This is a genomic window from Enterococcus sp. DIV0682 (assembly GCF_051712685.1).
In the GTDB taxonomy this organism is placed as follows: domain Bacteria; phylum Bacillota; class Bacilli; order Lactobacillales; family Enterococcaceae; genus Enterococcus; species Enterococcus faecalis.
This window is the reverse complement of the sequence record NZ_JBIOPK010000001.1, coordinates 2,633,203-2,646,946: the sequence shown is the minus strand read 5'-3', so window position 1 is coordinate 2,646,946 and position 13,744 is coordinate 2,633,203. Positions and strand designations below refer to the sequence as shown.

Annotated in this window: 12 protein-coding genes; 10 read left to right on the top strand and 2 right to left on the bottom strand. The window is 39.7% G+C overall.

Annotated elements, in window-relative coordinates; all coding sequences use genetic code 11:
* Positions 1-38 precede the first annotated feature (38 nt).
* Entirely contained in the window at positions 39-1,175 is a 1,137-nt protein-coding gene (locus IGK96_RS12810; protein WP_002367472.1) for an ArgE/DapE family deacylase, read from the top strand.
* A 52-nt stretch (positions 1,176-1,227) separates the two neighbouring features.
* Here the strand turns inward: IGK96_RS12810 and IGK96_RS12805 are convergent, their stop codons facing one another.
* Complete coding sequence (locus tag IGK96_RS12805; RefSeq protein ID WP_010713701.1) at positions 1,228-2,019, bottom strand: hypothetical protein; 792 nt, start codon at positions 2,017-2,019, stop codon at positions 1,228-1,230.
* A 163-nt stretch (positions 2,020-2,182) separates the two neighbouring features.
* Here IGK96_RS12805 and IGK96_RS12800 point away from each other — a divergent pair, with 163 nt between their 5' ends.
* The 3 genes from IGK96_RS12800 (at position 2,183) to IGK96_RS12790 (ending at position 3,916) form a co-directional block, all read left to right on the top strand.
* Entirely contained in the window at positions 2,183-2,566 is a 384-nt protein-coding gene (locus IGK96_RS12800) for a YccF domain-containing protein (protein WP_002358999.1), read from the top strand.
* Between the two features lie 88 nt (positions 2,567-2,654).
* Positions 2,655-3,131, top strand: a complete 477-nt coding sequence (locus tag IGK96_RS12795) for an Rrf2 family transcriptional regulator (protein WP_002408372.1) — start codon at positions 2,655-2,657, stop codon at positions 3,129-3,131.
* A 155-nt stretch (positions 3,132-3,286) separates the two neighbouring features.
* Complete coding sequence (locus IGK96_RS12790; protein WP_161975128.1) at positions 3,287-3,916, top strand: NAD(P)-dependent oxidoreductase; 630 nt, start codon at positions 3,287-3,289, stop codon at positions 3,914-3,916.
* A gap of 78 nt (positions 3,917-3,994) precedes the next feature.
* On the opposite strand, the gene IGK96_RS12785 is transcribed toward IGK96_RS12790, so the two are convergent.
* Positions 3,995-5,200 (bottom strand): sunset domain-containing protein, encoded by a 1,206-nt coding sequence (locus tag IGK96_RS12785; RefSeq protein WP_002367468.1) that lies wholly within the window; start codon positions 5,198-5,200, stop codon positions 3,995-3,997.
* A 191-nt stretch (positions 5,201-5,391) separates the two neighbouring features.
* Here IGK96_RS12785 and IGK96_RS12780 point away from each other — a divergent pair, with 191 nt between their 5' ends.
* The 6 genes from IGK96_RS12780 to mutS all read left to right on the top strand — a co-directional run bounded on the left by IGK96_RS12780 (position 5,392) and on the right by mutS (position 13,743).
* Positions 5,392-6,636 (top strand): competence/damage-inducible protein A, encoded by a 1,245-nt coding sequence (locus IGK96_RS12780; RefSeq protein WP_010710870.1) that lies wholly within the window; start codon positions 5,392-5,394, stop codon positions 6,634-6,636.
* Positions 6,637-6,749: 113 nt separating this feature from the next.
* Complete coding sequence (gene recA, locus IGK96_RS12775; RefSeq protein WP_002354860.1) at positions 6,750-7,796, top strand: recombinase RecA; 1,047 nt, start codon at positions 6,750-6,752, stop codon at positions 7,794-7,796.
* A gap of 396 nt (positions 7,797-8,192) precedes the next feature.
* On the top strand, positions 8,193-9,749 hold the full coding sequence (gene rny, locus IGK96_RS12770) for a ribonuclease Y (RefSeq protein WP_002354863.1): 1,557 nt from the start codon (positions 8,193-8,195) through the stop codon (positions 9,747-9,749).
* 159 nt (positions 9,750-9,908) lie between these two features.
* Positions 9,909-10,706, top strand: coding sequence for a TIGR00282 family metallophosphoesterase (locus tag IGK96_RS12765; RefSeq protein WP_002354864.1), 798 nt, complete (start codon positions 9,909-9,911; stop codon positions 10,704-10,706).
* Between the two features lie 73 nt (positions 10,707-10,779).
* Positions 10,780-11,166 carry a RicAFT regulatory complex protein RicA family protein gene (locus tag IGK96_RS12760; protein WP_025188759.1) on the top strand — a complete coding sequence of 129 codons (387 nt, stop codon included), beginning with the start codon at positions 10,780-10,782 and terminating at the stop codon, positions 11,164-11,166.
* The gene (gene mutS / locus IGK96_RS12755) at positions 11,167-13,743 is read left to right on the top strand and encodes a DNA mismatch repair protein MutS (RefSeq protein ID WP_010776188.1); all 2,577 of its coding nucleotides are present in this window, start codon (positions 11,167-11,169) and stop codon (positions 13,741-13,743) included. It begins immediately after the preceding gene.
* The last annotated feature ends 1 nt before the right edge of the window (position 13,744 follow it).

The window sequence follows — 13,744 nt, the reverse complement described above, 5'->3', positions numbered from 1 at the left end:
ACACTAGAATTAAGCATAACAAGAAAGGGCGAATGGCAATGGAAAAATCAGAAAAAATTAGTATTTTACAAGATGTGGTTAAAATTAAATCTGTAAATGGAAACGAAGAAGAAGTGGCAATCTATTTACAAAATCTTTTGAAGAAATATGAGATCCCTTCTGAACTTGTTTCTTATGCACCAAATCGTAGTAGTTTGGTTGCTTATTTAGGTGAAAACCGAGAAAAAGTCTTAGGGTTTAGTGGCCACATGGACGTGGTTTCTGAAGGGGACGAAAGTCAATGGACTTTCCCGCCATTTGCGGCCCATATTGAAGGAAATAAATTGTATGGCCGTGGCGCAACGGACATGAAAAGCGGCTTAGTCGCAATGGTTTTAGCAATGATTGAATTAAAAGAAAAGGAAGTTCCATTAAATGGAGCGGTTAAATTTTTAGGTACAGTTGGTGAAGAAGTCGGTGAGCTAGGTGCTGGCCAATTAACTGAAAAAGGCTATGCGGATGATTTAAGTGCCTTAGTCATTGGAGAACCAACCAATTATAACTTGATGTATGCGCACATGGGTTCAATTAACTATTCTGTTGTGTCACACGGAAAAGAAGCCCACAGTTCGATGCCAGAAGAAGGCATTAACGCGATTAATAATTTGAACGAATTTATTACAGAAGCAAACCAACAAATGGCGGAAGTCACAGCAAACTATGAAAATCCTGAATTAGGTCGAACGATTCACAATGTAACCGTCATTAAAGGTGGCACACAAGTGAACAGTATTCCAGGTCAAGCAGCCTTGCAAGGGAATATCCGTTCAATTCCAGAATTTAGCAACGACCAAGTCATTGCGTTATTACAAAAAATTGTCGATGAATTGAACAAAAAAGAAAAACATCAGTTAGAATTAACGATTGATTACAATAAAATTCCTGTAAAAGCTGAGAAAGATTCTGCGTTAATTCAAGCCATTCAAGCCCAATTTGATCAACCATTACCATTAGTGACAAGCGCTGGGACCACAGACTTAGCTGAATTTACTAAATCAGACAATACATTTGATTGCGTTGTCTTTGGACCAGGTGTGACCACTACTGCACACCAAGTCGACGAATATGTCGAAATTGATAATTATTTAGATATGATTGATAAGTATCAAGCGATAGCAAAAAGTTATTTAAATTAAAAAAGTGTCGCGCCTGAATCATAAAAATCAGGTGCGACATTTTTTATAAGGTTTATTCCACCACAGTCCATTCATTTAAGGTTTTGCCGTTCTCATCAACTAGCTCTAACCAGCTGTTTGTTCCAGCAAAATAGAGAAACAAGCCGACTTCATTAACGCTTTTTAAGATGATATCTTCCGTTGTGACAAAGTCTTTAAATTGGCCCTTGCGTTCATCACGAAGTTTTTCACCAAATCTAGCGGAGAAACCGACAGACCCGTCTTTATTTAAAGGGGCTTCTGGCATCATTGTCGCGCCAGCTTTAATAAGCATTTCATTGCGCTTTTGCCAAAAAACAGTTGCTTTGCTTTGTCGAGTATCAATATAAAAAGGAATTTGGCTAACTTCTTTTGTCCATTTGTGGCGTGCTTTGGCTGGTCTGGCTTTCTTCGGCGCCGGTTTTTTAAACAGAGAGTAGCCAAAACGTTCCAAGATAAAGGTGACTGTTTCTTTATAGTTAGTCACTGTCGCTACCGCACTTTTCGGAATTTTGACTGTCGTTGGGGTTGCTTCCAATGTTAAACCACTTTCTTTCGCATCATCTAGGAAAGCTTGCGCTAAATAGGCAAGTTCTGTGTCCCAAGTCGGTTTCAATAAAATCGAGTGATCAAAAGAAACTTCTTTATATGTAGCTTTTTCTTCAGCAAGTCCTAAAGCAACTAGTTGGTTATCTCTTAGCAAGAAAAGAATCGCTGCCTCTTTTTTCGGTAATTTAGTTGTTTGTTCAATGATTAAGTGGGCCTGATCGGCTAAATCAATGAGTGTCTTTGTTTTTTTTAAATCAACGGTTAAATGTAAGTCCATGAAGTCTACTCCTTTATCGTTAGTTTCTTCATTGTATCATGAAACACCGTCTTCGTCTTTTAACGAGTCAGCAACCTTACAATATTGTTTGAAACAAAAAGAAGCTTTCATGGTATACTTACTCACATGCATAATTTTTAATGAGGAAAGTAGAGGAACAAGAATGAAAACACTTGGCAATATTTTATGGTTCATCTTTGGCGGCTTTTTTGGTGGCTTATCGTGGCTATTCGCAGGCGTGATTTGGTGCATTACAATCATTGGTATTCCGATTGGTTTACAATGTTTCAAATTAGCGGGATTGAGCTTTTGGCCGTTTAAAAAGCGAGTCGTGTATAGTGATAGCGGCGTATCTTTGGTGGTAAACATTATTTGGCTGATTATCAGTGGACTACCATTAGCAATTGGGCATTGTATTAGTGGCTTGTTGCTTTGTCTGACAATCATCGGTATTCCGTTTGGGCAACAATCCTTTAAATTGGCGAAATTAGCGTTAATGCCGTTTGGGGCCCGTGTTGTTTCAACAAATGATTTTTATTTTGAATAGTCAGAGGTTTCTCATTGACAAATAAAACGAAACAGCGTATTCTGTAAATGTAACAAATAACGTTACATTTAGTTTGGAGTGATTAGACATGGCCATGTCAACGAAATTAAGTGTTGCGATTCATATTTTAAGTTTGATTGAAACAGGTCCTCAAGAACAAGTGACTTCTGAATACATTGCTTCGAGCGTGAATACGAATCCAGTCGTTGTTCGACGACTAATGAGCCAGTTAAAAAAAGCCGGCTTGATTCATTCCATGCGTGGAGCCAATAAAAATACCTTATTAAAGAAACCAGAAGAGATCTCACTGTATGAAATTTATACAGCGGTTGAATTGGAACGAGAGATTTTCAATATTCATCAAAATCCTAATCCAAACTGTTCCGTTGGGGCAAATATCCAATCGGTACTAGAAACTGAATTTACTAAAGTGCAACAAAAAATGGAAGAAGAATTGAAAAGCATCACCTTAGCAGATGTGATTCATGAAATAGAAGTTAAGAGGTCGGGAAAGAAGTGTTCAGCTCCGAGAAATAAGAAGGAATTTCCAGAAATTGTTCTTTAATTTTTGGAGAATTTCGGCTTATTTCCGAAGGAGTTGCTTCTGTTCCCGCCGTTTATCGGCCTCTAAGCTTGGGAAAAATTCAAAGTGAATTTTTTTCAAGCTCTACTTTTAAAGTGTCAAATGTAACTATTTTAGTTCTATTTAAAAATGAAAGGATGATTTACATGAAAGTAGCAGTATTAGGAGCAACAGGAAAAGAAGGACAATTACTTTTAGCAGAAGCTAAACGTCGCGGGATGGACGTGACAGCCATCGTTCGTAATTCCTCAAAAATAACAGATGGCACACCGACCATTGAAAAAGATGTTTATCAATTAACAACAGAAGATATTCAAGCGTTTGATGTATTAATTAGTGCCTTAGGATTCCCTAATGTGCAAGATTTCCCCAAATCTACCCAGCATTTGATTGAGATTTTAACCAATCAAAAAACGCGCTTGTTTGTCGTTGGGGGCGCTGGAACCTTGTATGTGGACCCAGAACACACAACTCAATTAAAAGATACACCATCATTCCCAGCAGAAATTCAGCCATTAGCTTCGGCGATGGGCGAAGCTTTAAACTTATTGAAAGAAGCTCAAAACATCCACTGGACCTATATTAGTCCTGCAGCCATGTTTGATGCTGAAGGTCCTGCGACAGGCCATTATGAAGTCGCTGGCGAAGAATTAACAACCAATAGTCAAGGTGACAGCTACATTAGTTACGCAGACTACGCCGTTGCCATGTTAGATGAAGTGGAAAGTAATGCACACCCAAATCAACGAATTAGTGTGTATCAATAAAAGAAACAAGAAAAATGGGGCCTCCGTTAAAACAACGGAGGCCCCATTTTCTTGTTTGATTAATTATTGCTAATGTATTTACTGTTTGGGTGCTCGGTATCCTGCTGCTTCTGCTTCTTCAACAGTAGAGAACCAAGCCACTGGATTAGTGGTTCTATTATAATATCTACTTCCAGGCACATGATAAATTCCATTACGTGACCCTTTAATTAAGGCGTTACCGCTTGGTGCTTCCGCAGCAGCCGTCTCGACTTCCGCCGGCGCCTGTGCGGCTTGTTGCGCCTCTGCTTCAGCTTGCGCTTTTGCTGCCGCTTCGGCTTGTTCTTTTTGCGCTTTTTCAGCGGCTAGTTTCTGAGCTTCTGCTTCTTTTCGTTGTTTTTCTTTGTGGGCATCTAATTGAGTTTTAACAACGGCTACCCGTTTTGTTAAAGCTTGATTTGGGGAGTTTAAAGCGTCAATTTGTTTGACCGCTTCATTATAGTAAGCTTCATTGGTTGGTTCTTGTTCAGCTTTTTCAACAGCGGCAGTTGCACTGGCGACTAATTGTTCATTTTTTTCTTTTTCAGCGATAGCGGTTTGAACAGTCGTTAATCGTTGTTGAAATCCTTCTTTGCCAACTGGGGCAGCAGCTACTAATTTTTCAGCTGCTTGATAATCGCTTTTACTTTTAGATTTTTCAGCAGTTGTAACTGCTTCATCAACAGGTACTGCTTCTTTGATTTTTTCAAGGCGATCATTGTATTCCTCGTATTCTTGACTTAATGAAGATACTAAGGTTGCGGCTTCATCATAGTTTTTCTGAGAAGGTTGTTTTTCAGCGTAAGCTAAGGCTTTTTCTGTTTTGGCCAATTCTTGTTCAGAATCTGTGATGCTCGCAATAAATTCTTTTGATGGTGTGACTTCGACTGATTTTTCAACTTTGGTATCTTTCTTCTCAGCCACAAAGGTGATTTTTTGCGTTTTTTCATCGGACAGTTTTACTTTGTAAGCAAACGTTTTGTCTTTCGTTTTTACTTCCTTGCCATTGGCCGTTAGTTTGCTGTTGCCATCGTATTCGCCTTTGATGGTGGCTGAGCCATTGGCATCGGTTTCAACACTCTCTGCATCAAGTGAAAGCGTTGGGGAAGAATCTGTCGTGGCAACCCCACCAATAAATAGAGCGGCACTTGCTAATGCGGCATAGCCATATTGTTTTTTCGGTTGTTTCTTAATTAATGCTTTGATAGTCAGTCCCCCGCTGACAAGTAACCCTAATAGACCCAAAAGTACTAATACTACACTCATTCATTTCTCTCCTTTCGATATAACGTTATTATACAATGTATTGTGAGGAAATGAACATTTTTTTCGTAATAATTAATAAATTTCCTGATAAAAAAATTATTTCCTGGAGCTCAAATTCTTTTGTAAAAATTTTGTTGTGCTAAAATGGAAAGTGAGTTTAACTACGTATGTTATTAGAGAAGGGGAAATCAATGAAAGCAGAAATCATTGCAGTCGGAACAGAGTTATTACTGGGACAAGTAGTGAATACCAACGCCACCTTTTTATCAGAAGAGTTAGCTGCGCTAGGCATCGATGTTTACTATCAGACCGTTGTTGGCGATAACGGCGGCCGCTTAGAAACGCTACTAACAGAAGCAGAACAAAGAAGTGATTTAATTGTCTTATGTGGAGGGCTAGGACCTACAGAAGACGATTTAACCAAGCAAGTTGTCGCACAACATCTCCATAAATCATTAGTAGAAGATCAAGAAGGATTGAACCGCTTGCACCAGTTTTTCCAACAGTCTAAGCGGCCAATGACGGAAAATAATCTACGACAAGTGTTAGCCATTGAAGGTGGACAAGTTCTTCAAAACCCGACAGGATTAGCGGTTGGTTCTTTCGTAACAGAAGGGACAACAAGCTATTTGCTCTTACCAGGGCCGCCCAATGAATTAATTCCGATGTTCCAACAAGCGGCACGACCTTTATTGATTGATGCGTTTCCACAAGAAGAACAATTGATTTCAAGAGTCTTGCGTTTTTATGGCATTGGTGAATCACAGCTGGTGACCGAGATTCAATCGTTGATTGCGCACCAAACGAATCCAACCATTGCGCCTTATGCTAAGCCTAATGAAGTGACACTTCGTTTAACAGTTAAAACAAAAGACTTAGTAGCTGGCGAAGAATTATTAACAGCGACGGAAGAAAAGGTTTTAGCTAAAGTGGGAGACTATTTTTATGGGTATGGGGATGACAATAGTTTAGCCAAGGTAACAGTGGATTTGTTATTACAAAACGGACAAACCGTCACGGCTGCTGAGAGCCTCACCGCTGGCCTATTCCAAAGTACACTGGGGGAAATTGCGGGTGCTTCGAAGATTTTTAAGGGAGGCTTCGTGACGTATTCGCAAGAAACAAAAGAGAACTTTTTAGGAATTTCTCATGAACTTTTAGAAGAACATGGCACGGTAAGTGAAGCGTGTGCCAAAGAAATGGCAGAGAAAGCGCGTCAGTTAGCTAAATCTAACTATGGTTTATCATTTACTGGGGTCGCTGGTGACCCAATCGAAGGTCAACCGACAGGCACTGTTTGGATTGGGCTGGCGGAAGAAGGCCAACCAACCGTTGCAGAATGTTTCCATTTTAACCGTGACCGAAATTATATTAGACAGAGTGCGGTTATGCGAGGGTTAGATCTTTTGCGGCGCCGAATCATTAATAAAAAATAAATATGCGAATGTTTGTTCGGTTTTTTCTTGCTTTTTTGGTACAAAAGAGATATGATAGACCTACTAACAGGAAATGAAAAATAAGTTTATATAAATTAAAGGAGGATTATCCATTGGCAGATGATCGTAAAGTGGCTTTAGATGCCGCACTGAAAAAAATTGAAAAGAACTTTGGGAAAGGTTCTATTATGAAATTAGGCGAAAAAGCTGATCAAAAAATTTCAACTATCCCTAGTGGTTCTTTAGCGTTAGATGTTGCATTGGGCGTAGGTGGGTATCCACGTGGCCGAATTATTGAAGTATATGGTCCTGAGAGTTCAGGTAAAACAACTGTTTCTTTACACGCAATTGCAGAAGTGCAACGAAATGGTGGAACAGCCGCTTTTATCGATGCTGAGCATGCATTGGATCCTCAATATGCGGAGAAACTAGGCGTTAACATTGATGAATTACTTTTATCTCAACCAGATACGGGTGAGCAAGGCTTAGAGATTGCCGATGCCTTAGTTTCAAGTGGTGCGATTGACATCGTTGTCATCGACTCGGTTGCTGCGTTAGTTCCTCGTGCAGAGATTGATGGTGAGATGGGAGCGAGCCATGTCGGCTTACAAGCTCGACTAATGTCTCAAGCACTACGTAAATTATCAGGCTCAATTAATAAGACAAAAACAATTGCTATTTTCATTAACCAAATTCGTGAAAAAGTTGGCGTGATGTTCGGAAATCCTGAAACAACTCCTGGTGGACGTGCATTGAAATTCTACGCAACGGTTCGTCTAGAAGTCCGTCGTGCAGAACAGTTAAAACAAGGAACAGACATCGTCGGTAACCGCACAAAAATTAAAGTCGTTAAAAACAAAGTGGCGCCACCATTTAAAGTGGCAGAAGTTGATATCATGTATGGCCAAGGGATTTCCCAAGAAGGCGAATTACTAGATATGGCTGTGGAAAAAGACCTTATCAGCAAAAGTGGTGCTTGGTATGGCTACAAAGAAGAACGAATTGGCCAAGGCCGTGAAAATGCCAAACAATACATGGCGGATCATCCTGAAATGATGGCAGAAGTGTCTAAATTGGTCCGTGATGCATATGGCATCGGTGACGGTTCAACCATTACAGAAGAAGCAGAAGGTCAAGAAGAACTGCCTTTAGATGAATAAATAACGAGTGAATACGACTCGTTAAGAAGAAAGACAACACTTACTGAACAGGACAGGTGTTGTCTTTTTTTGTTTAGAACTAAATTGTTAAATAGACTGTTGTCCATGTCCGAACCCATCCACATCAAGCAGCTTAGTCAAACAGCAGACTATGCGGCGTTTGTTCTAAAATTTAAACAATTCGTGACGGCGGAAACCTAAAAATGTGACGTTGTCTAATATTTGCTGCCCTTTCCAAAAGAAAGGGCTTTTTTAAGTTGACACCTTTCGCGACAAACATTAGAATAAAATTGTGTGTATGCACAAATATGCAAGTAGGCATATTGATAATTGATTTTAGTTTATCAAAAAACTACAAGATATGAATTAACAAAAAGATAGTATGGAGGTGGAAATATGGTTTTAAATATTCTCCTCGCTATCGTCGGTTTGATTGTCGGTCTTGGTTTAGGATTTGTTATTGCAAAGTCACGTCATGATAAAGCAATAAATGGTGCAAAAATTTCAGCGTCGAGTATTCTCGAGAACGCTCGGAAAGAATCAGAAACACTGAAAAAAGAAGCATTGCTAGAAGCTAAGGAAGAGAACCAGAAGTATCGTTCAGAAATTGAAAGTGAGTTGAAAGAAAGCAGATTAGAACTTAAATCTCAAGAAAATCGTTTAATTCAACGGGAACAAACGTTGGATCGTAAAGATGACTCTCTTGAAAAACGTGAAGGCTCACTGGAAGAAAAAGAAGAGAAACTTGGTGCTAGACAGCAATTAATTGATGAGCGAGAAAAAGAAGTAGAAAACTTAATTAATCAGCAACATCAAGAATTAGAACGAATTGCTTCCCTTTCAAAAGAAGAAGCAAAATCGATTATTATGAAGTCAACAGAAGAAGAGTTGAATCATGAACTAACCTTGATGGTCAAGGAGTCAGAACAACGTGCCAAAGAAGAATCTGATCGCAAAGCGAAGAACTTGCTTTCCCTAGCAATTCAACGTTGCGCCGCCGATTCTGTTTCTGAAACAACTGTTTCCGTGGTCACTTTACCAAATGATGAGATGAAAGGTCGCATTATTGGTCGTGAAGGACGTAATATTCGTACATTGGAAACATTAACAGGGATTGACTTAATCATTGATGATACGCCAGAAGCGGTTGTGTTATCCGGATTTGATCCAATCAGACGAGAAATCGCTCGAATGACCTTGGAAAAATTAATCCAAGATGGTCGGATTCATCCCGCTCGTATCGAAGAAATGGTAGAAAAATCACGTAAAGAAATGGATGAACGGATTCGTGAATACGGAGAACAAGCAGCCTTTGAAGTAGGTGCTCATACGTTACATCCTGATTTAATTAAAATTTTAGGCCGTTTACGTTTCAGAACAAGTTATGGTCAAAATGTCTTGAACCACTCAATCGAAGTAGCAAAACTGGCTGGCGTTTTAGCCGCCGAATTAGGCGAAGATGTTCAATTAGCCAAACGTGCAGGTTTACTACATGATATTGGGAAAGCATTAGATCATGAAATTGAAGGTTCTCACGTTGAGATTGGCGCAGAATTAGCTGCGAAATATAAAGAAAATTCAGTAGTTATTAATGCCATTGCCTCGCATCACGGTGATGTGGAAGCAACCTCAGTTATTTCTGTTTTAGTGGCAGCCGCAGATGCGTTATCTGCAGCCCGTCCAGGTGCACGTAGTGAATCGTTAGAAAACTACATTCGCCGCTTAGAAAACTTAGAAAATATTTCTAATAGTTTTGAAGGCGTGGATTCAAGTTTTGCTGTTCAAGCAGGACGTGAAGTTCGTGTCATGGTGAAACCAGAAGAAATTTCTGATTTAGAATCTGTTCGTTTAGTTCGAGATATTCGGAAGAAAATTGAAGATGACTTGGATTATCCAGGACATATCAAAGTAACGGTTATCCGTGAAACACGTGCCGTAGACTATGCGAAATAAAATAAAAAGCGAATAAGTATCGCGTGTAGTGTCTCAACGAACAATTGCAAGGATTGTTCGTTGAGACACTTTTTTTAATCTTTTAAAACCAAAACTTTCTTTTCAAAGCGAAAACAACTATAATAAACAAGAGATGTTAAAAAGAGAAGAGGAACCTTTTTGCGTATATTATTTATAGGAGATGTTGTCGGTTCTTTAGGAAGAGAAGCCCTAGCAACGTATGTCCCTAAATTAAAGAAGAAATATCGTCCACAAGTGACCATTGCCAATGGTGAAAATGCGGCATCTGGTCGGGGAATTACTGGCAAGATTTATAAGAAATTTTTGCAAGATGGTGTCGATGTTGTTACGATGGGTAACCATACGTGGGACAACAAGGATATCTTTGAATTCATTGATGATGCGAAGAAAATGGTTCGTCCAGCGAACTTTCCAGAAGATGTGCCTGGTCAAGGAATGGTTTTTGTGAAAGTCAATCAATTGGAACTAGCGGTGATTAATTTACAGGCCCGCACATTTATGGTGCCATTGGAAGATCCTTTCAAGAAAGCCGCCGAGCTAGTGGCTATCGCTCGCAAACGGACACCGCTCATTTTTGTGGATTTTCATGGCGAAACGACGAGTGAAAAACAAGCCATGAGCTGGTTTTTAGATGGCCAAGTTTCAGCCGTTGTTGGAACACATACGCATGTTCAAACAAATGATGCTCGGATTTTACCGAAAGGGACAGCCTTCTTAAGTGATGTCGGTATGACCGGACCTTATGATGGGATTCTAGGAATGAAGCGTGAACCGATTATTGAGAAGTTTATGACAGCATTGCCGAAGCGCTTTGAGGTAGTCGAAACAGGTCGGACGATTTTATCTGCCTGTATTTTAGAGATTGATGACCAAACGGGCCAAGCGAAGATGATTGAGCCGATTCAGATTAGCGAAGATCGCCCGTTTCAAGAATAATAGAAGAAAAGTTAATCTCGGATCATTAAGAGGTTAACTTTTTCTGCTCTTATAGAAAAAGTGCCGGTGAAAGATGGAGGTGAAAAAAATGGAGCCGTTGAATTTAGATGCACAAAGTAATAAAGAATTAGAAAAATTGCTACATTTAATTGGACAAGATGAAGTCATTCAGCGCTACCAAGCGATTGAAGAAAAGGTAAAGAAAAACAAAAAGCTGACAGAATTAGTGGAAGAAATTAAAGCTGCGCAAAAAGATGCGGTTCAATTTGCTCACTATGGCAAACCAACTGCTGAAAAAGAAGCCATTCAACGAGCTGATGCGAAAACAAAAGAATTTGATGAGCACCCACTCGTTGTAGCCTACCGCGAACAACTGATCGAAGCCAATGACTTAGTCCAACATGTCACGGCGCTCATTCAATACCGCGTGAACGAAGAGCTAGAGAAGGAAGGGAATTAAATGCCACAAAAGACAAAAAATACACCCATGATGGAACAATATTTATCCATTAAGGCCCAATACAAGGATGCGTTTTTATTTTATCGCTTAGGTGATTTTTATGAATTATTTTATGAAGATGCTATCAATGCAGCGCAAATCTTAGAATTGACGTTAACCAGTCGTAACCGCAATGCGGATGATCCGATTCCTATGTGTGGCGTTCCTTATCATGCCGCGCAAGGCTACATTGATACGTTGATTGAGCAAGGCTATAAAGTAGCGATTTGTGAGCAAGTGGAAGATCCAAAGACTACCAAGGGCATGGTCAAACGAGAAGTGGTCCAGTTGGTAACGCCAGGAACGGTGATGAATAGTAAAGGCTTGGAAGCCAAAGACAATAATTACTTAACCGCTGTGCTAACAGATGGTAATCAGTTCGGTTTTGCCTATGTAGACTTGAGTACAGGCGAATTAAAAACAGCAGTCTTGGCTGATGAAGAGGGCGTTTTAAACGAAGCTTCTGCGTTGCAAACAAAAGAAATGGTCCTAGGTTCAGGGATTCCTGAATCGTTAAAAGAGAACTTAAGTTTACGTTTAAATATTATCTTTTCGACACAAGAAACGGTGGAAGAAAATGCCGAGTTTAGTTTTTTAACCAATGAACTGATTAATCCATTAGAAATTGAAATTACAGGCAAATTATTATCTTATTTATCCGTTACCCAAAAGCGGAGCTTGTCCCATATTCAGAAAGCTGTGGAATATCAGCCAGATCATTTCTTGAAAATGGATCATTATTCTAAATTCAATTTAGAATTGAGTCAGTCGATTCGAACAGGACAGAAAAAAGGGACTCTATTGTGGCTATTAGATGAAACGAAAACAGCTATGGGCGGCCGTTTGTTGAAACAATGGTTGGATCGTCCGCTAATTCAGGAACGTCAAATTAAGGCGCGTCAAGAAATGGTGCAATCCTTATTAAATGCCTATTTTGAACGCTTGGATTTGCAAGCAGCATTGACGAACGTTTATGATTTAGAGCGGTTAGCAGGACGCGTGGCATTCGGCAGTGTGAATGGGCGTGATTTAATTCAATTACGGACCTCTTTAGAACAAGTACCAACGATTCGACAGTTAATTGTCGGGATCAATCAAGGGGAATGGGATGATTTGTTAGTCGACTTAAACCCTGTTGAAGATTTAGTGGCATTGATTGCGACGGCGATTAATGAAGAAGCCCCTTTACAAATTACTGAAGGAAATGTTATTAAAGACGGCTATAACGACCAATTAGATGAATACCGTGATGCCATGCGTAATGGTAAGCAATGGTTAGCGGAGTTAGAAGCGAAAGAACGCCAAGAAACAGGCATTAAAAACTTGAAGATTGGCTACAATCGTGTCTTTGGTTATTTCATTGAAATCACTAAGTCAAATTTAGCGAATTTAGAAGAAGGAAAATACGAGCGTAAGCAAACATTAGCTAATGCGGAGCGCTTTATTACGCCCGAACTAAAAGAACTAGAGCGTTTAATCTTAGAAGCCGAAGAAAAATCAGTTGAACTAGAATATCAATTGTTCTTGGCCGTGAGAGAACAAGTGAAAACGAATATTGATCGATTGCAAACACTGGCTAAAACCATTAGTGCGGTTGATGTTTTACAATCTTTTGCAACAATTAGTGAACGGTATCAATACGTTCGACCAACGTTAAGAAGTAACACGAAAAATTTGGCGATTGTCGAAGGACGACACCCAGTCGTGGAAAAAGTTTTAGGGCACCAAGAATACATTCCAAACAGTATCCGCATGAACCCAGAAACAGATATTCTCTTGATTACTGGACCAAACATGTCAGGGAAAAGTACCTACATGCGTCAATTGGCTTTGACGGTGGTCATGGCGCAAATTGGCTGTTTTGTACCAGCGGAAAGTGCTGAAATGCCAATTTTCGATCAAATTTTTACACGGATTGGGGCCTCTGATGATCTAATTGCAGGGCAAAGTACCTTTATGGTAGAAATGATGGAAGCCAACCAAGCACTGCGGCACGCCACGCCTAATAGCCTAATTTTATTTGATGAATTAGGACGCGGCACGGCAACCTATGATGGAATGGCGCTAGCGCAAGCCATCATTGAATATATCCATCGTGAAGTTCAAGCTAAAACGCTATTCTCTACACATTATCATGAACTAACTGTTCTAGATGAAACCTTAAAAGGCTTGAAGAATATTCACGTGGGCGCTGTCGAAAAAGATGGCGAAGTGGTCTTTCTTCATAAAATGATGGAAGGACCTGCTGATAAGAGCTATGGGATACATGTTGCTAAAATCGCTGGTTTACCAAGCTCGCTTTTAGAACGAGCAGCCACCATTTTATCCGCTTTAGAAGCGGAAGAAACAACGATTCCAAGTTCAGTTCATCATGAAGAAGTTTCAGAAGTCCATGAAGAAACCGAGCAACTTTCATTATTTAAAGAAGTTTCAACAGAAGAATTAAGTGTCATTGACACATTGAAGAAAATGAATCTATTAGAAATGACACCACTAGATGCGTTAAACATGCTTCATCAATTGCAAAAACGTATCTAAT